This window comes from Candidatus Nitrosotenuis chungbukensis (genome assembly GCF_000685395.1).
In the GTDB taxonomy this organism is placed as follows: Archaea; Thermoproteota; Nitrososphaeria; order Nitrososphaerales; family Nitrosopumilaceae; genus Nitrosotenuis; species Nitrosotenuis chungbukensis.
Window position 1 is genome coordinate 73,870 of the sequence record NZ_AVSQ01000013.1, and the last position, 19,607, is coordinate 93,476.

The window sequence follows — 19,607 nt, forward strand, 5'->3', positions numbered from 1 at the left end:
CTGGAACGTAGGGTTTATCGAAAGTTGCTCATGGTGCCAAAAGGGAAAGTTACTACGTATGGTGATCTTGCAAAGGCAATCCATCTGCCAAATGGTCAGCGAGTAATCGGCAGAATTATGAACAAAAACCCATTTCCAGTAATCATTCCATGTCACCGTGTTGTCAAGTCTGATGGAAAAATTGGCGGCTATTTCTACGGCGAAGATGTAAAGACCAACATGCTCTCAAAAGAAGGAATCTCAGTTAAGAGTGGAAAAATTCAAAATTGGGAAAAAACTGTTTTCCGATTCTAATCTTTGCGTCTTGCCTTTATTTCCTCAATTAGGCCTCTTAGGTGAGCAGTATCTTTTACTGTGTTTCCGCCTACCTTTCTGTAGAGTTCCCAGAATTCCGGATTTGTGATATCTTTTCTGTCTTTTGCTACCTTGAGTCTATATCGTAATGCGCGTGTTCTTTTTACATAGACTTCTTTCTTTCCGACACGAGCTCCCTTCCTTCCTTTCTTTGAACCAGTGGTAGCTCCCCTTTTGGACTTTTGTGATTTCTTGAACTTTGATCTTCCACGAGATGTTCCCTTTGCTGGTTTGATTGTAATTGTGCCTGCAGTTATGAGACTTCTAATGTTCTCACGAGTGATGGCATCTGCAATATCGTCTGATCTCTCAGTATCAAATTTAATTCTGTCAAGGCCTACTCCAACGACTCGAGATACGAGGCGCTTTTTAGCTCTAAGATTTACTACCACTAGTCCTCACCCTCGCATTGAAAACCTTGAATTTCTTTTCCATTGCTTTTTTAACTATTTCCAATCTCTTCTTTGTTCCAACACCGTGGCCAATTCTTACGCCGTCTGTCTTTGGGTTTAGTTTCTCTAAATCAGCAACATTGTGAACTAAATTATCTGTAAATCCTGATGGGTGCAAACCCTTTGCTATTTTTGGACCGCCATATCCTACCTTGACTAATCCTGGTCGACCTCTGAACTTTTGTTTTCTCTGGTGGTTGTCTATTCCCTTTGGTTTTCTCCAAGCTAGTCCGACTCTTACATATCTCCAACTTTCTTGTCTCACAAAGTCTGGCCTGTGCTCTGCAATTGTTTTTCTTAATGCCAGTTCTTCTTTATTGATGGTCAACATACGGACTCTTAGATTTTACAATAAATAGGTTACTTGTGCAAATTTTCGCATAAAAAGTAAGAGATAATAATGAATCTGCAACCGGATCGAATATTTGACGTTCATGCCTGCGTTTCTTGAAATTGGGTTGATAAACAAACATGACTGATCCTAAATCGACCATTACTACCAAATTTGTCTCTCAGATAGACGCATTTGGTATAAAACCGTCAAAAATTCACCGAAACCTCTCGCCTGAAAATCTAGTCGAAATGGCCGTGCAAAAAAACGAAGGCATACTTACCACCACTGGCTCGCTTGCAGTAAAGACTGGCAAATACACGGGAAGGTCACCTGACGACCGCTATATTGTAGATGACGACGAAACCCACGACACTATTGACTGGGGGAAAGTTAACCATCCAATACCGCTTGATAGATTTGATAAGATTTTCAACAAGATGAAAAAGTTTGTCGAGGGAAAGGAGCTCTTTGTATTTGATGGATTTGTAGGCGCGGACACTGAAAATCGCCTTGCCATTCGCGTAATCAATGATCACTCTTGGCAGAGTCTTTTTGCAAGGCAATTGTTTGTAAGGCCGTCTGCGGCGGAGCTTGAAAACCACGAACCTGAATTTACAGTTCTATGCATAAATGACTTTGAGGCTATACCCGAAGTGGACGGAACTGGATCAAATGTTTTCATACTGATCAATCTGACAAAAAAACTTGTTTTGATTGGCTCTACAAGCTATGCCGGTGAGATGAAAAAATCCATGTTCTCTGTCATGAATTACCTTCTCCCAAAACGAGGGATTTTTCCAATGCACTGTTCTGCAAACATTGGCAAAAGCGGAGACACTGCACTGTTCTTTGGTCTTTCTGGGACTGGCAAGACCTCGCTTTCTGCAGATCCAAACCGAATGCTAATTGGCGATGATGAGCACGGTTGGTCAGATAATGGTGTTTTTAATTTTGAAGGCGGTTGTTATGCAAAATGCATCAACCTAAACCAAGAAGCAGAACCGCAAATCTGGAACGCGATAAGATCCGGCGCCGTATTAGAAAACGTGGTAATTGACAAACAAACACTCAAGCCGAACTTTGATGATGGCTCACTTACAGAAAACACCAGGGCCGCATATCCGCTTGAGTATATTCCGACGGCAGTCTTTCCAAGTGTTGGCGGACATCCAAAGGTAATCGTGTTTTTGACAGCGGACGCGCTTGGGGTGTTGCCTCCGCTCTCAAAGCTAACAAAGGAAGGCGCCATGTATCATTTTATGTCTGGTTATACAAGCAAGTTGGCAGGAACAGAAAGGGGGATAAAAGAACCAAAAGCTACATTCTCAGAGTGCTTTGGCGCTCCATTCATGCCTAGGCCTGCAGAAGTTTATGCCAAACTATTGGGAGAAAAGATAAGCAATCACAAGACTGTGGTCTATCTGATTAACACCGGGTGGTCAGGCGGACCATACGGAGTTGGCAAGAGAATCAGCATCAAGTACAGTAGGGCGATGGTCACGGCAGCTCTTACTGGGGCACTTGATATCGTAAAATACAGACACGATCCTCTCTTTAATGTGGATGTTCCTACCGAATGTCCCGGCGTTCCGTCCGAAGTCTTGGATCCAAAAACCACGTGGCAAGACAAAGACGCATACGAACTTTCTGCAAAAAAACTGGCTCAGATGTTTGCAGACAACTTTAACAAGTTCAAAAATGTGGCCCCAGAAATAATAAACGCAGGGACAAAACCGTAATTACTTCTTTTTAATTATTATTCCGACTGCTGCAATTATTGCCATGATCCCAAATATGATTAGTATCTGTCTTTGGGGTATTCCGATTGCACTAAAGTCGATCTGATCTTTTGCAGACGACTCTACAAGTATGGTGTTGTACACGTTGACCGTATTGTTTCCGTCTTTGACGTTTGCCTCAATCCAATATTGCCCTATTTCGTGGATTAAAACAGGATCGCTTTTTGTTGGCGTTATGGATGCAGTGCTTACTAGATTAGAATCATCGTTATACACTGAGATTTTTGCATAAGACCAAGTGTCATTTGAATAAACTCTAAAGTTTAATTTTCCGTTATCGTTAACTGCATCAACTGAACTTGTCGATACTCTTACCAACACTGGAATGTGATGTTTTGTCGTTCCGTCATCTAGCGTGATCATTCCTTGATACTCACTTGGAATCTCCCTTACAAGATTGGAGGTGATGTAAAGATGGTTGCCGTCAAGGAAATGTTCAAAATTCACCGCATCTCCGTTCAATTTGAAATCCACGTTTACTTTTGGGGATTCATGGTTGATTGTTTTTAGCTGCAACGTGGCAGTCTGTGTTTTGATGTGTGGCGACAAATCAAAGATGACCTGGTATGGCGTTATGATTAGATTTGCATTAAACGCCTTTGTTATATTCAGTCTGCCGACTCCGCTTATTTCAAGTGGAAACGGCGTTTCATAGGTATCTGATATTGGATCTGCCGTAGTTGAAATTATGGAGTTGATCTCATGCGGGGTCAATTCTGGGTTTTTTTGCAATAAAATGGCAACCGCGCCTGAAACGTGGGGGGCTGCAAAACTCGTCCCGCTTGTCAGATTATAATTGCCGTTAATCGAGGTCGCATTCACAAAAACCCCTGGCGCTACCAAGTTTGGCTTTATGTAAAAGGGAGAAACAGGACCACGCGAGCTAAAAAATGAAACAAAGTCTGGATGATAAAATGCGTTGAGCGTACCTATTGTCTTGTTCTGTATTCTGTTTTTCAAAGACAACCCATCTTCTCTTGACATGGATACTGCAGGAATTGTTGACTCGTAATCTGGGCCTGTAAGCTTGTGGTTTAATTCCCCGAGAAATATTCCCTGCTCGTTGTTGTATACTATTATGGCTTTTGCACCCGCACTTGAGGCGTTTTTTTCCTTGTCTGAAAAATAGACAAGCTCATCTTTTTTATCGCTGCCTCTTTCAACTAGCAGGATCTTTCCCCTTGCATCAACCCCGATGAGGTCTTCGGCTCTTCCGTATTTGCCAAAGACGATTTCAGCTACAACTGGTTCACTTGTCGGTTTAATCCCGGCCATTGGCAAAACCTGTAAACGTTCGCCGTTGATTTGGAGTGTTGCGACAAGACTGGATGTGATGTTGTTGTATGTGGCGCCGACCGTAATTGTGTTGGGATCCTTCCCCGGGCTGCCTATGGTGCTTGGGTCAGGCCCATTGTTTCCAGCTGCTGTCACTATCACGATTCCTTTTTTTACTGCATAATTGATCGCCTCGTCAATTCTTTCATTTGTTCTGTTGACTCCAAGACTGATGTTGATCACGTTTGCACCGTCTGCTACTGCCCGATGTATTGCCTTTATGATGAGATCTGATGACACTCCCTCACCAGTATCTGAAACCCGATAAGCCAGAATCTTTGCAGACGGTGCGATTCCTTTTAGACTTCCATTTGCGGCAATTATGCCGGCAACCTCAGTTCCGTGCCCGTTTGTGTCGTTTGGGGAATCGTCGTTTTCGATAAAGTCGTATCCGCCTACTACCTTGCCAGACGGACCAAACCCAAAAAGATCAGGATGACTGTAATCCACACCCGTGTCGATTACTGCGACCTTTATCCCATTTCCATTGAAACCAAGATCGTGGGGATAGTCTGCACCGACGTATTTGCCGCTCTTGTCGAGAAGAATTTCTAATGTTATGTCTGACTGTATTTTTTGGGAGCTCAAAATAACGCCAAACAAAATGACAAATGCGAAAAAAATTATCTTTTGACGTTTCACGGTTTATCCTTTTCCTCAGAGAATAAAATTCATGCTTGGATTTTATTTCTGATGGTAGGCAAGACAAATCATTAAATTATGAACACCTGGTTAATACGTCATGGGAAAATTCACACTTCCTGAAGTACCATATGCCTATGATGCGTTAGAACCACACATCGATGCAAAAACAATGGAAATCCATCACACAAAACATCATCAAGCTTACACCAATGGCCTAAACGATGCCTGGGACAAGCTTGGTTCTGATTTGCAACAAAAGGATCTCCTAGACGTTCTTGCAAACATAAACCAAGTGCCAGAAGCAGTACGTGGCGCAATCAACTTCCACGGTGGAGGATATGACAATCATAAGCTGTTTTGGAATAACATGAAACCAAATGGCGGCGGCAAACCTGGCGGATCAGTTGCAGATGCAATCAACAAAACATTTGCCAGTTTTGATTCCTTCAAGGAACAATTTTCGACAAAAACCACGGGAGTTCAAGGAAGCGGTTGGGGCTGGCTCGTATTCAATCCAAAATCAAACAGTGTTGAATACAAATCAATGCCAAACCAAACGAGTCCGAGAACCGAAGGACTGGTTCCATTGCTTGGTCTTGATGTTTGGGAACACGCATACTATCTCAAATATCAAAACAAAAGAGCAGACTATGTTACAGCATGGTGGAACGTCGTAAATTGGGATGAAGTAGAAAAGCGTTATTCCAAAGCTAAATAATTCTATCTTCTTTTTTTGTTCATTCTTCCATCCAGATGTTGTCGATCTTTTTCCTAGTTCCTATTGCGAATGCTATGCCCTCCCAAGGATTTGAGAATTTGTTGTAAAATCGGTGTGGGACTTTGGGCGGGATGAAAATCATTGTGTTTGGGAGAATCGTTTTTGTTTTTTGTCCAACTGTTACAACACATTTTCCGCTAAGAGAATAAACTAGTACGTACTCGTTTTTGTGAATGTGCATCTGATGCACGTCCCCCGATTCGATTCGTGCCTCAAGTCCAACTATTCGGCTCCCCCTGATTTTCTCATTTAGAATTAACTTGATCTTCAGTCTGTCTGTAGGATGATCCTTGTATGGGTGAACCCATTTTGTTTTTGACTTGACAAATAATCCATTTTTCTTTGAAATCATTTGTATCGGAGTTCATCCAATAAATGCATTTATAGGCATCTGAACTGATTTTTTTGTAAATGAGCGAAGAACAAGCCCAGCAGCTTCTTTACCAAATGCAAATGCTTGAGTCCTATACTGCGAGCATGGATCAAAAAGAAGAAGCAATTATGACTTTTCTGCGTGAAGCCGTATCCTCAGTTGAATCCGTTAGGGGAATTAACCAAAAGCAAGAGTTCGAATCACTAATTCCTGTGGGACTTGGCACATATGTCAAGGCCAACGTTTCTGGAACATCAAAGGTATTGATAGATGTTGGTGCGGGGATAATGGTGGAAAAGGAACACGATTCTGCCATAAACTATCTTGAATCAAGAATAAAGGAGCTCCAGGTGGCACTAAACGAGACTGCGTCACAAAAACATCAGGTCTTGATGAGACTAGAGCAACTAAAACAGGAAATGAATCGATTAATACAATCTGCAAATCCCCCCAAACAGTGAGACTTCATGTTTGATAAATTACGTAGTGCCTTTTCATCTGTCACTAAAAGCCTTGGTGAAAAGGAACTAAAAGAAAATGATATCGATGATCTCTTATTCCAATTAGAAATCGCGCTAATGGAATCCGACGTTGCAACCGAAGTAATAGATGCAATCAAATCTGATCTTAAAAAAAAGTTAATCGGAACATCTGTTGATAGAAAAGAAATTGAATCCTTTGTCAAAAACAGTCTAATTCAGAGCATTTCTGATCTTTTCGACGCGGCAGGCACTGTTGATATAATGTCTAGGATCAACACAAAGAAAAATTCTGGCGAGCCATGCGTTATTCTGTTTGTTGGAATTAATGGGACTGGAAAAACAACCACTCTTGCAAAACTAGGACATCTTTTAAAGGAAAATAAATTTTCAATAGTTATTGCAGCTGCAGATACGTTTCGAGCAGGTGCAATAGAACAACTGACAGAACATGCAAACCGGTTGAACCTTAAGATAATTGCGCAAAATTATGGCTCTGATCCTGCGGCAGTTGCACGAGACGCAGTACTGTATGCCAAATCGCACAAAATTGACTGTGTTTTGATTGACACTGCAGGAAGAATGCAGACAAGCAAAAACCTCATGGATCAAATTGAAAAAATTACCAAGGTGGTAAAACCAGATCTGAAAATCTTTGTAGGTGACTCGTTGGCTGGAAACGACACTGTCAACCAGGCAAGGGAGTTTTATCAGCACGTGCAGTTTGATGGTGCGATACTGACAAAAAGCGATGCCGATGCTCGTGGAGGGGCGGCGTTATCTGTAGTTAAAATCACATCAAAGCCAATCTTGTATGTGGGCGTAGGTCAGGAATATTCGGACCTAAAACCCTTTGATAAGCAGGTATTCCTTGAGGCAGTCTTTGGCAGTGGAGATGACTACAAACCAGAACCAAAACCAGAACCAAAACCAGAACCAAAACCAGAACCAAAACCAGAACCAAAACCAGAACCAAAACCAGAACCAAAACCAGAACCAAAACCAGAACCAAAACCAGAACCAAAACCAGAACCAAAACCAGAACCAAAACCAGAACCAAAACCAGAACCAAAAAAAGTCTCAGATCCATTCGAAGGAATCAAGGATCAAGACATCTCCACGTATGCTGACTTGTATGATGTCCCGCCACCAGAAAATGACGAAGATGCGTTTACCATGGCCAAAAACATTAGAAACTGGATAGCCAACGGTCGTCCAAAGCCAGGCCAGCCGCCAAAGAAAGAGTCGGAATCAAAATTATCAGAAGTTGAAGAGCCCAAAGAAAAACAAAAAGAAGATAAAAAAGAAGAGGAACCAAAAAAGAAGCGGCGTTTTGGTTGGTTCAAATGATAAAATCTAAAGATGTGTTGACACTGGATGAGGTTGATAAGAAAGAGCTAGTGCAGATACTGGACCTTGCGATAAAACTAAAAAAAGATCTCAAAAAAGGAATTTCAAAACCGCTATTAAAAAATAAAACACTTGCAATGATATTTCAAAAACCGTCAACTCGAACACGCATAAGTTTTGAGGCAGGGATGTTCCAGCTTGGAGGCCATGCTCTAAATCTTTCCTCACAGGAATTACAGCTATCTCGTGGAGAGACAGTCGAGGACACTGCAAAAACAATCTCTAGGTATGCAGATGTAATCATGGCACGCGTCTACGAACATTCTACAGTTGAGGCACTGGCAAAAAATTCCAAAGTTCCGGTAATCAACGGTCTATCCAACTCATTTCACCCATGCCAAATTCTGGCAGATCTGATGACTATCAAAGAAAAGAAAGGAAAACTCAAGGGACTAAAACTTGCTTGGATTGGCGATGGCAACAATGTGTGTAACTCAATGATTTATGGCTGCGCCAAGGCGGAAATTTCCATATCTATTGCAACCCCAAAAGGATTTGAACCAAGTCCCAAAGTAATCCAAAACTGCAAAAAATTAATCGATATCGAACTAACTCAGGATCCGCAAAAGGCAGTATTGAACTCTGACGTTGTGGTTACAGACACGTTTGTATCAATTCATGACGATCCGAAACGACTCAAAAAATTCTACCCAAAGTATCAGGTCAACTCTTCGCTTATGGCAAAAGCTAACGAAAGCGCCATTTTCATGCACTGTCTTCCAGCAAAAAGGGGTCAAGAGGTAACTGCCTCTGTAATAGATGGATCACAATCAGTTGTCTGGGATGAGGCAGAAAACAGGCTCCATTCCCAAAAAGCATTACTTGCATCTCTTTCTATCTAACGTTTATAAGAGTAGTTCAAAAATTTCATCAATATCGCAATGGCTTATTCCACCATACTACGACGATTACGTGATGAGAAGACCAACTATAAGAAGCGTAAGCTAATGCTTATGGGCAGGCGTGATTTTGTCACAATTCAGATTTCTAACGAAAATACTCTAGTTCAAATTCATAAACCAGAAATGAAAGGAGATCTGGTAATCGCATCTGCTCACTCTAGATTCTTAATACAAAAAGGCTGGAAGGGATCAAGAAAAAACGTCCCAGCAGCATATCTTACAGGTTATCTTGCAGGCAAAAAGGCACTCTCAAAGGGAGCCAAAGACGCAATCATGTATAGCGGAACAAGAAAGTATACCCAAAGAATGTCCGCTGCTCTAAAAGGAGTCATTGATGCTGGTTTGACAATACCTGCCGGCGAAGAATCCCTCCCAAGTGCCGACAGAATAAATGGAGAGCACCTTAAAGTAAAAAACGATGTTGCAAAAATCAAATCCACAATTGATAGTGAGGTCAAGTAGACATGAGTGAAACACAAACTCCAAAATCAGACGCACCTTCTAGTGCGCCAAGATCAGATTCTCGCGGATACGGACAAAGGGGAGACAGACCAAGAGGAGACAGACGTGGTGGATTCAAAAAAGAAGAAGAGGTTTGGGTGCCTCGCACAGAGCTTGGCAAAAAAGTTGCCACTGGCCTCATTACAACAATGGATGAAATTTATGCTAACGGACTTAGAATACAAGAAGCAGGAATAATCAAAAAACTACTGCCTGACCTGAAAACCGAAGTCATCGACGTCGGCATGGTACAAAAAATGACACCAAACGGCCAAGCAACAAAATTCAAGGCACTTGTTGCGGCAGGAAACGAAAACGGCTATCTTGGAATTGGCCAAGGAAAATCAAAACAAATGAGAATTGCAATTGAAAAAGCAACAACTAACGCTTACCTCAACGTCAGTCCTGTAAAACTTGGCTGTGGAAGCTGGGAATGCAGATGCGACAAACCTCACTCCGTCCCATTCAAAGTACGTGGAAAGGGTGGCAGCGTTGTTGTCGAAATTGTACCTGCGCCAAGAGGATTAGGTTTGGTTGCAGGTGGAAAAATTAGAAATCTTCTCAAACTTGCAGGCCTTAAAGATGCATGGACCACAGCAAAGGGCTCAACTGCCACAATGGGTTCTACATCAAAAGCAATACTGGAATGTCTACGACAGACATTTAGTCAGGGTTGATAAAAATGGCAAAAGCATACCTCGTAGTCAGAATGAGCGGACAAATTAACGTCCCACACTGGGCAAAAACAACACTGCAACTCTTAAAACTAGACAAGAAATTTAGAGCGACAATAATTCCAGCCAAGGACAACACGCTTGGAATGCTAGACAAAGTCAAACACTATGTATCGTACCAAGAAGCAAATCTTGACATCACGAAAGAACTTCTAAATAAAAAGGGCAGAAAGGAAGGATACAAAAAAATCACAAACGCAGACTTGGAAAAATCTGGATTTAAAACAATAGATGATCTTGCAGCCTCACTAAACGAAGGTAAAATCTCATTAAACAAAGTAAAACCACTCAAACCCTGGTTTGCACTTGCTCCACCAAGAAGCGGCTTTAAACGAAGCACACGAAAAACATATGGTGAAGGCGGCATACTTGGAAAAAACAAAGACCTCATCGAGCTTGTCAAGAGAATGATTTAGATGGCAACAAGACTACGAAAGACAAGAAAGTTCAGAGGCTCCAGAACTCATGGCTGGGGACAAATAGGACAGCACAGAGCAAGTGGTCACAAAGGTGGACTTGGCAAATCAGGACTGCACAAGCACCTGTACAGCACTTTACTGAAATTTGATCCTGATCACTTTGGTCACGATTCCACTCATCCACCTCACCCAAACATAATAAAAAAATGGGCTAGTGTAAGAGACCTAGACGATATATTTGCAAAACATGGAAAGCTGGAAGGCAACAGAAAGCTAATAGATCTTACCAGTCTGGGATACGACAAACTTCTTGGTGGAGGACAGGTAAAGAATGCCTACTTAGTCAAGGTAGAACAATACACCGCCTCTGCGGAAGACAAGATCAAAAAAGTCGGGGGAGAGGTGTTAGTCGTTGAGTGAAGGAACAATCACTGCACTAGTCAAGAAAATAGTGCTAAAATCTGAACCCTATCTAGTACAAGTACCAAAACCAAAAAAGAAACTTTCGCTACAGACTAGACTGATTTGGACAGGAATCGCTTTACTAATTTACCAGGTAATGGGCCAAACTCCACTTTTTGGTGCGACTACCCCGCAATTTGACTTTCTGGCATTTGCCAGAGTAATTTTTGCATCTCAGCAAGGAACCCTGATTGAGCTTGGAATAGGACCGATAGTCACCGCAGGACTCTTGATGCAGTTGCTAAAAGGATCAGAAATTCTGAAATTTGACTTTAAGAATCCTGAAGAGAGGGGAGCCTTCCAGACAGCGACAAAGATAGTCACTTACATCGTAATCATAGTTGAATCAGTAGTATATGCCATGGCAGTTTATGGCCCAGGAGTCACGCCAGACGTACTTTATGTGATAACAGGGCAACTAATTGCCGCATCTATACTGATAATGTTCCTTGACGAGCTTGTCCAAAAAGGATGGGGTCTTGGCAGCGGAATCAGTGTTTTCATCATGGCAGGAGTTGCACAACAAATAGTGTGGAGTCTCTTTAGCCCAATCCCAGCAGGAGACGGAAGCATGGTTGGGCTCATACCGTACATTGGGCAGTCCATCACCAGTGCCAATCTGTCAGATATAATGTTCAGAAGCAATAATCTGCCAAGCCTGCTTAGCATGTCAATGACTGCCGGCATATTGCTGATCCTAGTTTACACTCAGGGAATGAAAGTGGAAATACCTATTGTCTCTACAAAATACCGAGGATTCTCCGCTACATATCCGATCAAACTCATGTATGTTTCAAACATTCCAGTTATTCTTGCATCTGCACTAACTGCAAACGCGGTGTTTATGGGCCAGATGTTGTGGGCTAACTTTAATCCACGAAACAATAATGCACTTTTTAACATACTTGGACAATTTGATCCTACCAGTCCCTCTACACCGATAGGCGGAATCATCTACTATATCACGCCTCCAAGAGGATTCACGATTGCAGCCCTTGACCCTATACGAGCTCTAGTTTACGTTTTGTTTATGATTGGAATTGTAATCGTGTTTGGAAGACTGTGGGTAGAGCTTGGTGGATTATCTCCAAAGAGCGCAGCAAAGAACCTGCTTGACGCCGATGTCCAAGTTCCAGGATTTAGAAGATCAAATCAACCAGTTGAGGCACTTCTTAACAAATACATCCCATCTGTAACCATAATCGGTTCGGCAATACTTGGCGCGCTAGCTGGCGTATCTGATGTTCTTGGAGTGATTGGTGGTGGAGTAGGCATATTGCTGATGGTTGATATCTTGATTAACTATTACCAACAATTGATTCGAGAACAAGTCGAAGTTGTCATGCCTCGTCTGGGTGCGTTACTTGGGCGAAAGTAAAAAAGTCATAATGGTTGGAATTGCAGGTGTTGGAAAAACAACACTCGTGGCAAAAATTGTTGAACTCTTAAACAGCCGCAAGAAAAGTGTCAGCGTTCACAGCTTTGGAACCGTCATGTTTGAAGAAGCGAAAAAAATGGGAATTAATGACAGGGACGAGCTAAGAAAATTATCTGTATCAAAGCAAAGAGAACTTCAAACAAAGGCAGCTCAAATAATTGCGGAATTTAACGATAATGTGGTAATTATTGATACCCACGCATTCATCTCAACTAAAGAGGGATTTTACCCTGGCCTGCCGTACCACGTCCTTGAGGAGCTAGAACCTGCAAACTTTATCTCAGTTTCCGCAAGGCCTGAGGAAATCTATAATCGAAGAATGAAAGATACCACAAGAAACAGGGACATTGTCTCAATAGATAGCATAAAAAAGGAGCTGGCAGTCCAAGATGCAATGCTTTCAAGCTGCGCAGTGTTGACTGGCTCCCCAATGAAATCAATCCTAAATACGGAAGGTAACATCGAGGAGGCAGCCGAAGAGGTAATAAACGCAATAGGATTTTGAACATGGAACCAATCATAATATTACATTTTTTACAGTCAATACTCCTTCAAGGCGATTTGCTTGGTATACAAAGCGGACCGCTTGGCAGCGCAGACCCAATAGTAAAGGGAATGATTCCAGCAATGTTTGGAATCACTGGAATTGCAATTCTTCTAAATTTGTTTAATGCCGTAGTGAGAAAAAAACTCGTTGATCAGCAAAAGCTGCAACGAATCATGAGGGAAACAAAGGCATGGCAAAAAGAGCGCATGGCCGCATTTAGATCAAAGGATGTGGAAAAACAGGCAGAGCTAAACAAGAAATCCTCCTACATGAGCAAGCTCAACCAAGAAATGATGCAAATGAACATGAGGCCAATGATGATTACGTTTGTACCGCTGATTCTGGTTTTCTATTTCGTACTTCCTCCCCTGTTTTCATATACTGTGGCAGTGTCGCCAATTTCGCTAAATGTGATTCCTTATCACTTTTTTGAGCTTACGTGTACTGCTGACAAAATTGATGGAAAAATATGCAACAACGTAAACGATGTTTATTTCTGGGCTTGGTACTTTTTGGCATCAATTACATTTAGCGGTATAGTAATGAAACTGACCAAAACTTCAATGGATTTATCGTAACTTGATAAAATCAATCGTCATTTCTGGGCCTCCAGCTATTGGCAAAACCACAGTTTCAAAAGGACTCGCAAAAGAATTTGGCCTGCAAAGCCTAAGTGGCGGCGACGTTCTAAAGGACTTTGCACAAGAACAAGGGTTTCAAACAGGCGGTGACGACTGGTGGGATACAAAAGACGGAATGAAATTCCTAAACCAAAGAAAGGACAATTATGAATTTGACCGAAAGGTGGACGAAAAATTAAAGGATATTTTTCTCAAAGGAAACGTGGTAATAACGAGCTATACGCTGCCATGGCTTGTCAAAGACGGAGTAAAAATCTGGCTTGCAGGCTCTCAGGAAAACAGTGCAAAACGCATGCAAATTAGGGATAATATGCCGCTTTTAGAAGCGTTGGGCATTGTCAAAAAAAGATATGAAGAAAATAAGAATTTGTACAAAAAATTATACGGCTTTGACTTTGGAGATGATTTATCCGTATTTGACATCATAATTGATACTGACGGGCTTGATGCAAGCAAGGTTCTGACAACTGCGATAGAAAAGGTGCACAAAATATTTTGAAACTACCTCAACTGCAAAATCTAGTCGTGCTTGACGATGATATAACAAATGATCAATACGGCGTATACTTTAACAAAAGAACAATCAACGACCTTCTAAACTACGGTCTTATTCTGCTTGACAAGCCACCGGGACCGACAAGCCATGAGACTGTGGCATGGGCAAAAAGAATCCTAAAACTTCCAAAGATTGGTCACAGTGGGACGTTGGATCCTCAGGTTTCAGGCATCCTGCCGCTTGGTCTTGGAGAAGCAACAAAGGCATTGGGCGTCTTGTTGCTTGGACCAAAAGAATACTATGGGCTGGGGAGATTGCACTCTCTTCCAAGCAAAGAAAAACTAGACGCCGTACTAAATCAATTTCACGGGGAAATTTTCCAAAAGCCACCTCAACGTTCTGCTGTCTTGCGCAAAACTCGAACAAGAACTATCTATGAACTTGAACTGGTGGAACAAAAAGAGCGACTCTTGCTGCTGCGAGTACTGTGTGAGGCTGGAACTTACATTCGTAAGCTATTCTATGATATTGGTGAAATCCTGGGACCTGGCGCAACCATGGTTGAGCTTCGCCGTTCCCGTGTACACCAGTTCAACGAATCTAACAAGCTAGTTACCCTACATGAGCTTGCAGATGCATATGCGCAATGGGAAGAAAAAAAGGACGACTCCAAATTATACAAGATGATTCTCCCCATAGAACTCGCGTTGACTGAAATAAAGTCAGTCGTAATACGTGACTCCGCAGTTGACGCACTGTGTCATGGAGCGCAACTTGCAATACCTGGAATTCTCCAGATATCCCCAAATCTTTCAAAAGGTGACCTTGTAGCTGTATATACGCAAAAAGGAGAAGTTGTAGCGCTTGCAGAATCTCTCTTGTCTGAAACCGAAATCAAGGATGCTACAAAGGGATATGCGTTTACCACAAACAGAATAATCATGGCCCCAAACACCTATCCAAAAAACTGGCGCACAAAGGCCGTTCGACCAAAGTAGCATGTTTCCAAAAGGACTAGTAATTGCAGTCTGCACTGGGGTGGTATCTGCAGCAATGCTTGGCATATATCTGGATCAAATAAGCTCCAAAAAACAAGGCTTGGAATTTGTTGAAGGCCCCTCACTGTCAGTTATTACGGACAAGCAAAATTATCTTGCCGGAGAAAGCGTACAAATTAGAATCATCAATTCCGGGACATACCCCCTGATGTTTTCTGACAATACTACAAAATTGCAAATCAGGGCCCTTGACGGCACTACGATTTTTTCATCAAATATTCAAAATTCAAAACTAGATCCAAAACAAGAGTCCGTATTTGTCTGGAACCAAACAAAAAATGACGGTACTGCGGTAATCGGCGGCAGATATGTCGTGGAATCCGGCACATTTACAGAAAATGAGCAAAAGATTACGGATTCTGTCACCATCAACGTGCTCAAGTAACCGTAACTTCCGGGTTTGGCTAGGCAGGAAAATTTAAAACAAGTCTATCGACACCCAAAATAGACTTGGGGAAAAAAATCAAAGTAGGGCTAGTCGGAATAGGCAATTGTTTTTCTGGACTAATTCAAGGAATCGAGTATTACAGGAGAAATCCGAAACAGCAAGTAATTGGGCTAATGCATGAAAAAATAGGCGATTATTCAATTTATGATCTAGAGTTTGTAGCCGGCTTTGATGTTGGCATAAACAAGATTGGCAAGACAATCAACGAGGCAATCTATGAATCCCCGAACATGGTCAACTGGGTTCCAAAACAAAAGATGCCAAAATCAAGCGGGCGCGTTTATGAGAGTCCGCTTCTTGACGGCGTCGGAATCTGGGTAGAAAACAAAGTAAAACCAGTAAAAAGCAAAAAAACCCAAGAACAAATTACAAAGGAAATTAAAAGAAAGCTGGACGAAACCGGCGTTGAAATAATTGTCTCCTATCTGCCTGTCGGCTCTGACAAAGTAACGCAATACTGGGCTCAGACATGTCTTGACACTAACACTGCATTTGTAAACTGCATTCCATCATTTATCGCATCGGAAGGAAAGTGGGGCAGGAAATTTGCAGAAAAGAAAATTCCGGTAATCGGTGATGACATAAAAGGCCAGGTTGGGGCAACAATTGTCCACAGGACACTTGCCAAGCTCTGTGACGATCGCGGAACTAAAATTGAAAAAACTTACCAAATCAACGTTGGAGGCAATACTGACTTTTTGAACATGAAAGAACAAGAAAGATTGGTAAGCAAAAGAATCTCCAAGACCGAAAGTGTTCAAAGCCAGCTAAAGCAAAGACTTGCTGACGATCAAATCTATGTGGGACCGTCTGACTTTATTCCATTTTTAGGAAATACAAAGCTGATGTTTATGAGAATTGAAGGGAGACAGTGGGCAAACATCCCATACAACATGGAAGTAAGACTCGAAGTCGACGACAAGGCAAACTCTGCCGGAATTGTAATTGACGCAGTGCGTTTGGCAAGACTGGCCTTGGATAGAAAGATGGGCGGACCTATAATTCCGGCATGTGCCTACCTGATGAAGCATCCTCCAAAACAGATGAGCGATCCCGAAGCAAAGAACGAACTAGAGAAATTCATCAAAGGATAAACAGTCTGATCCTCAACTAAACCGAGCCGCAAAAATCACGTATTAATAATCAGTCTTGAGATAGTTTTTTGTCGTAAAGACGTTGCCGAGGTCGCCTAGCCTGGTAGGGCGCGCGCCTGGAAATTGAAAAAACCATACAGCGCGTACTCGTAAGGGTACGGGAGTTCAAATCTCCCTCTCGGCGCTTTTTTCATAATCCATTAATCGTTGCATTTTGGTATTCTGGTGTTGAACAAGTACGATGTGGGTATAATTGGAGGCGGCATACTGGGCACTAGCATTTCGTACTGGCTCTCTACTGTTTCAAATCTCAAGACATGCGTGATCGAAAAGGAGAGCGGTGTTGCGCAGCACGCAAGTGGAAGGAACACCGGCGTAATACATTCTCCATTCTACCTTGATCCACAAAAAAAGAAGACAATTGCAAGGGCGGCCATGGTGTCTCGTGACCTCTGGAAGGAGTTTTCAATTCCGAGAAACATTCCATGGAATGAATGCGGCACACTTGAAGTTGCACTAGATGAGTCGCAACACAAAACATTGGAAAAATATCTAAAGTGGGGGGCACAAAACGGGATTCCAGAAGACGCCCTTGAGCTAATGGATTCAAGCGAAGTTTCAAAAAAAGAGCCAAACGTTCAATGTAACTCTGGAATTTACTGCAGCCGCGACGTCTCAACTGACTATGGTGTTATGACTGGGGAGCTTTACCGTTATTCCAAAAACCACGATGTAACATTTTTGTTTGAGCATAAGATGACTAGAATCGAAAATATGGATGAGTGTGTGAAATTGCATTTTTCAAATAATTCTAGCATTGAGTGCAAGTTCGTGATAAATTGCGCCGGCGGACATTCGCTTGAAATAGCAAAAATGTTCGGTCTTGCAAACGAATACTCGTCGCTCCACTTTAGGGGAGAATATTGGATTGCGGAGAAAAAACATGAAAACCTGGTAAACACCAACGTTTATTCTGTAGCCAAGTTTACGAACTTTCCATTTTTAGATCCGCACTGGATCAAAAGAGCAGACGGCACAACAGAAATCGGGCCAAACGCAGTTCCCGTTGCAACTCCAGAAACATATTCTGGCTATGTTGGAAATATTTCCGACGTGGTATCAAAGCTTGGTGAGATTCTCAGCGGAAGCTCAAAAAAACTATTGGTAAACCCAGAATTTCTATCTTTGATTTCAAAGGAATGGAAAAGCTCGCTGTCAAAAAATACCATGATAGATAGGGTAAAACAATTCATACCGAAAATAAATCCTGACTTTTTCGCAAAGCGGGGAACCTCCGGGATCCGAACCCCACTAATCTCAAAAAAAGGAGAATTTGTACCTGAAATCTTGGATCTTGAGGGGGACAATTCGTTTCATATTCTCAATTACAACTCTCCTGGGGCGACAGGTGCCCCTGCATATTCTGCCCTGGTTGTCAAAAAACTGCAGGAAAGAGGATTTCTAAATCTCCAGAAAGCAAGGGAGTCTTTTTGGAACTTTGATAAAATAATTGAACAAATCAATCTCTGAGAAGTTCATGAACCTTTACATAGTTATTTCACAAAGATGCTTTGTTGCTTCCAGATCGTTGCTCAATTAAAGAAAAAGGAAGAGGCTGCGTCAATCCGCCAGAGTTCATAATCTCCATCGCGTCTGAGAATGACGAATACATGGTGGGTGTAACATGTGACAGGCACAAAAAAATTTTTAGCGCAAAACTGGAGGCTTTACAAAAGGAAGACAAGATGCCCAAAGGCGCAATCAATTTTTCCGCATTAAAACCAGTCGGAACTGACTGCATAAAGGCACACCCAGACGACCTAGTCCAGATTGACTGAGTAAATCATCTTCTTTTGCTCAAGGCCATAAATTAAATTCTTGATTGTAATTTCCGCCATCTTTTTTCTTGTTTCGGTAGTAGAACTTCCAATGTGGGGCGCAAGTACCGCATTTCTCATTTTCGCAAGTCCGTGATTTTTTCCTATTGGCTCTTTTTCAAATACGTCAAGGGCAGCTCCTGCAATCATGCCTGATCTTAGTGCTTTTATCAGATCTTTTTCGTTTATTATTTTTCCACGTGACGTGTTGATCAAATGTGAAGTCTTTTTCATTTTTTTCAAAAGACGCATGTCTACAATTCCACGTGTTTCTTTTGTGTATGGAACGTGAACTGTTATGGCGTCGCTTTTCTCAAATAGTTCATCAAGCGAAACAAATTTTGCACCTAATTTTTTTTCTTGGTTTTTTGGCAATCTGTGTCTGCTGTGATATGTGATTTTCATTCCAAATGGGGTGATTCTTTTTGCTACCGCACTACCTATTCTTCCCATCCCAAAAATTCCGATTGTTTTTCCTTCTATGTCAGTACCGACATAATCATGTGGACCAAATATGACCTTCCAATTTCCACCTCTGATCATTCTGTCACCCTCGGTGATCCTTCTCATAGAATCAAGCATGAGAGCTACTGTAAGGTCGGCAGTTGCGTTTGTTAGAACATCTGGAGTGTAACCAATTTTGATTTTGCGTGCTTTTGCCTTTTGCAAATCAATGTGGTCATACCCAACACTATACGTGCTGATTACCTTGAGTTTTTTTGCATTTTCAATTATCTCCTCATCTATCACATCGTAGGGGAAGCAAACAAGGCCGTCAACCTGACTTATTTTTGATAGCAGTTTGCCTTTTGGCATTGGTATTTCCCCACTGTGAACGTAAATGTCATATCGCTTCTTCAGCTCTGTCATAGCAAATTCGTGCAGTTTTCGAGTGAGAAGAATTTTCATTCTAGATTTTGCCAACTGTCTGCGGAAATCTCATCAATCCTTATAAGATTTGTTATCACAACCATGGTGACCAAAAATTGGAGGAAGAAGAGTTTGCATTATGCATAGAATGCGGTAACGCG

Annotated in this window: 24 protein-coding genes and 1 tRNA gene; 20 read left to right on the forward strand and 5 right to left on the reverse strand. The window is 41.9% G+C overall.

Features of this window, described 5'->3' with window-relative positions; all coding sequences use genetic code 11:
* Nucleotides 1-294, forward strand: coding sequence for an MGMT family protein (locus tag NKMY2_RS04190; protein ID WP_102007755.1), 294 nt, complete (start codon nt 1-3; stop codon nt 292-294).
* Here the strand turns inward: NKMY2_RS04190 and NKMY2_RS04195 are convergent.
* On the reverse strand, nt 291-746 hold the full coding sequence (locus tag NKMY2_RS04195; protein ID WP_042684998.1) for a 50S ribosomal protein L19e: 456 nt from the start codon (nt 744-746) through the stop codon (nt 291-293). The two genes, NKMY2_RS04190 and NKMY2_RS04195, sit on opposite strands and share 4 nt — an antisense overlap.
* Nucleotides 730-1,134: a 50S ribosomal protein L32e gene (locus NKMY2_RS04200; protein ID WP_042685207.1), complete on the reverse strand. Its 405-nt coding sequence runs from the start codon at nt 1,132-1,134 to the stop codon at nt 730-732. The genes NKMY2_RS04195 and NKMY2_RS04200 overlap by 17 nt, the downstream gene beginning before the upstream one ends.
* A gap of 143 nt (nt 1,135-1,277) precedes the next feature.
* On the opposite strand from NKMY2_RS04200, the gene pckA reads away from it, so the two are divergent.
* Nucleotides 1,278-2,879, forward strand: coding sequence for a phosphoenolpyruvate carboxykinase (ATP) (gene pckA / locus NKMY2_RS04205; RefSeq protein WP_076613384.1), 1,602 nt, complete (start codon nt 1,278-1,280; stop codon nt 2,877-2,879).
* Here the strand turns inward: pckA and NKMY2_RS04210 are convergent, their stop codons facing one another.
* Nucleotides 2,880-4,862, reverse strand: a complete 1,983-nt coding sequence (locus NKMY2_RS04210; RefSeq protein ID WP_238549765.1) for a S8 family serine peptidase — start codon at nt 4,860-4,862, stop codon at nt 2,880-2,882.
* Between the two features lie 154 nt (nt 4,863-5,016).
* Between NKMY2_RS04210 and NKMY2_RS04215 the strand changes: the two genes are divergently transcribed.
* A complete protein-coding gene (locus NKMY2_RS04215; protein WP_042685003.1) occupies nt 5,017-5,637 on the forward strand; it encodes a superoxide dismutase in 621 nt (206 codons plus the stop codon).
* A 19-nt stretch (nt 5,638-5,656) separates the two neighbouring features.
* On the opposite strand, the gene NKMY2_RS04220 is transcribed toward NKMY2_RS04215, so the two are convergent.
* Nucleotides 5,657-6,049 (reverse strand): cupin domain-containing protein, encoded by a 393-nt coding sequence (locus NKMY2_RS04220; protein WP_042685006.1) that lies wholly within the window; start codon nt 6,047-6,049, stop codon nt 5,657-5,659.
* A 59-nt stretch (nt 6,050-6,108) separates the two neighbouring features.
* On the opposite strand from NKMY2_RS04220, the gene pfdA reads away from it, so the two are divergent.
* From pfdA to NKMY2_RS04305, 17 genes are all read left to right on the forward strand, one after another.
* Nucleotides 6,109-6,531: a prefoldin subunit alpha gene (gene pfdA / locus NKMY2_RS04225; protein WP_042685009.1), complete on the forward strand. Its 423-nt coding sequence runs from the start codon at nt 6,109-6,111 to the stop codon at nt 6,529-6,531.
* Nucleotides 6,532-6,537: 6 nt separating this feature from the next.
* A complete protein-coding gene (gene ftsY / locus NKMY2_RS04230; protein WP_042685012.1) occupies nt 6,538-7,899 on the forward strand; it encodes a signal recognition particle-docking protein FtsY in 1,362 nt (453 codons plus the stop codon).
* Entirely contained in the window at nt 7,896-8,801 is a 906-nt protein-coding gene (gene argF / locus NKMY2_RS04235; protein WP_042685015.1) for an ornithine carbamoyltransferase, read from the forward strand. The genes ftsY and argF overlap by 4 nt, the downstream gene beginning before the upstream one ends.
* A 39-nt stretch (nt 8,802-8,840) precedes the next feature.
* A complete protein-coding gene (locus NKMY2_RS04240) occupies nt 8,841-9,323 on the forward strand; it encodes a 50S ribosomal protein L18 (RefSeq protein ID WP_042685018.1) in 483 nt (160 codons plus the stop codon).
* A 2-nt stretch (nt 9,324-9,325) separates the two neighbouring features.
* Complete coding sequence (locus tag NKMY2_RS04245; protein ID WP_052347508.1) at nt 9,326-10,039, forward strand: 30S ribosomal protein S5; 714 nt, start codon at nt 9,326-9,328, stop codon at nt 10,037-10,039.
* Between the two features lie 5 nt (nt 10,040-10,044).
* Nucleotides 10,045-10,512, forward strand: coding sequence for a 50S ribosomal protein L30 (locus NKMY2_RS04250; RefSeq protein ID WP_042685213.1), 468 nt, complete (start codon nt 10,045-10,047; stop codon nt 10,510-10,512).
* Nucleotides 10,513-10,935 carry an uL15 family ribosomal protein gene (locus tag NKMY2_RS04255; RefSeq protein ID WP_042685021.1) on the forward strand — a complete coding sequence of 141 codons (423 nt, stop codon included), beginning with the start codon at nt 10,513-10,515 and terminating at the stop codon, nt 10,933-10,935.
* A complete protein-coding gene (gene secY, locus NKMY2_RS04260; protein ID WP_042685023.1) occupies nt 10,928-12,355 on the forward strand; it encodes a preprotein translocase subunit SecY in 1,428 nt (475 codons plus the stop codon). Before NKMY2_RS04255 ends, secY begins: the two co-directional genes overlap by 8 nt.
* Nucleotides 12,342-12,920, forward strand: a complete 579-nt coding sequence (locus NKMY2_RS04265; RefSeq protein WP_042685025.1) for an adenylate kinase — start codon at nt 12,342-12,344, stop codon at nt 12,918-12,920. Before secY ends, NKMY2_RS04265 begins: the two co-directional genes overlap by 14 nt.
* Before the next feature lie 2 nt (nt 12,921-12,922).
* Nucleotides 12,923-13,540: an EMC3/TMCO1 family protein gene (locus NKMY2_RS04270; protein ID WP_042685026.1), complete on the forward strand. Its 618-nt coding sequence runs from the start codon at nt 12,923-12,925 to the stop codon at nt 13,538-13,540.
* Nucleotide 13,541: 1 nt separating this feature from the next.
* Nucleotides 13,542-14,102 carry a cytidylate kinase family protein gene (locus tag NKMY2_RS04275; RefSeq protein WP_042685029.1) on the forward strand — a complete coding sequence of 187 codons (561 nt, stop codon included), beginning with the start codon at nt 13,542-13,544 and terminating at the stop codon, nt 14,100-14,102.
* The gene (locus tag NKMY2_RS04280) at nt 14,099-15,097 is read left to right on the forward strand and encodes an RNA-guided pseudouridylation complex pseudouridine synthase subunit Cbf5 (RefSeq protein ID WP_042685032.1); all 999 of its coding nucleotides are present in this window, start codon (nt 14,099-14,101) and stop codon (nt 15,095-15,097) included. The genes NKMY2_RS04275 and NKMY2_RS04280 overlap by 4 nt, the downstream gene beginning before the upstream one ends.
* Before the next feature lies 1 nt (nt 15,098).
* Entirely contained in the window at nt 15,099-15,542 is a 444-nt protein-coding gene (locus tag NKMY2_RS04285; RefSeq protein ID WP_052347509.1) for a hypothetical protein, read from the forward strand.
* Nucleotides 15,543-15,607: 65 nt separating this feature from the next.
* The gene (locus NKMY2_RS04290; RefSeq protein WP_042685035.1) at nt 15,608-16,699 is read left to right on the forward strand and encodes an inositol-3-phosphate synthase; all 1,092 of its coding nucleotides are present in this window, start codon (nt 15,608-15,610) and stop codon (nt 16,697-16,699) included.
* 84 nt (nt 16,700-16,783) lie between these two features.
* Nucleotides 16,784-16,883 (forward strand) — tRNA-Ser (locus NKMY2_RS04295).
* Between the two features lie 41 nt (nt 16,884-16,924).
* Nucleotides 16,925-18,229 (forward strand): NAD(P)/FAD-dependent oxidoreductase, encoded by a 1,305-nt coding sequence (locus NKMY2_RS04300; protein WP_238549766.1) that lies wholly within the window; start codon nt 16,925-16,927, stop codon nt 18,227-18,229.
* Nucleotides 18,230-18,273: 44 nt separating this feature from the next.
* On the forward strand, nt 18,274-18,537 hold the full coding sequence (locus tag NKMY2_RS04305; RefSeq protein WP_042685041.1) for a hypothetical protein: 264 nt from the start codon (nt 18,274-18,276) through the stop codon (nt 18,535-18,537).
* On the opposite strand, the gene NKMY2_RS04310 is transcribed toward NKMY2_RS04305, so the two are convergent.
* Nucleotides 18,520-19,500, reverse strand: a complete 981-nt coding sequence (locus tag NKMY2_RS04310) for a 2-hydroxyacid dehydrogenase (protein ID WP_320408953.1) — start codon at nt 19,498-19,500, stop codon at nt 18,520-18,522. The two genes, NKMY2_RS04305 and NKMY2_RS04310, sit on opposite strands and share 18 nt — an antisense overlap.
* Between the last annotated feature and the right edge of the window lie 107 nt (nt 19,501-19,607).

Coding starts and splice junctions, on each gene's coding strand:
- pckA (WP_076613384.1), top strand. CDS start 1,278: ATGACTGATCCTAAATCGACCATTACTACCAAATTTGTCTCTCAGATA.
- NKMY2_RS04215 (WP_042685003.1), top strand. CDS start 5,017: ATGGGAAAATTCACACTTCCTGAAGTACCATATGCCTATGATGCGTTA.
- NKMY2_RS04220 (WP_042685006.1), bottom strand. CDS start 6,049: ATGATTTCAAAGAAAAATGGATTATTTGTCAAGTCAAAAACAAAATGG.
- pfdA (WP_042685009.1), top strand. CDS start 6,109: ATGAGCGAAGAACAAGCCCAGCAGCTTCTTTACCAAATGCAAATGCTT.
- ftsY (WP_042685012.1), top strand. CDS start 6,538: ATGTTTGATAAATTACGTAGTGCCTTTTCATCTGTCACTAAAAGCCTT.
- argF (WP_042685015.1), top strand. CDS start 7,896: ATGATAAAATCTAAAGATGTGTTGACACTGGATGAGGTTGATAAGAAA.
- NKMY2_RS04240 (WP_042685018.1), top strand. CDS start 8,841: ATGGCTTATTCCACCATACTACGACGATTACGTGATGAGAAGACCAAC.
- NKMY2_RS04245 (WP_052347508.1), top strand. CDS start 9,326: ATGAGTGAAACACAAACTCCAAAATCAGACGCACCTTCTAGTGCGCCA.
- NKMY2_RS04250 (WP_042685213.1), top strand. CDS start 10,045: ATGGCAAAAGCATACCTCGTAGTCAGAATGAGCGGACAAATTAACGTC.
- NKMY2_RS04255 (WP_042685021.1), top strand. CDS start 10,513: ATGGCAACAAGACTACGAAAGACAAGAAAGTTCAGAGGCTCCAGAACT.
- NKMY2_RS04270 (WP_042685026.1), top strand. CDS start 12,923: ATGGAACCAATCATAATATTACATTTTTTACAGTCAATACTCCTTCAA.
- NKMY2_RS04285 (WP_052347509.1), top strand. CDS start 15,099: ATGTTTCCAAAAGGACTAGTAATTGCAGTCTGCACTGGGGTGGTATCT.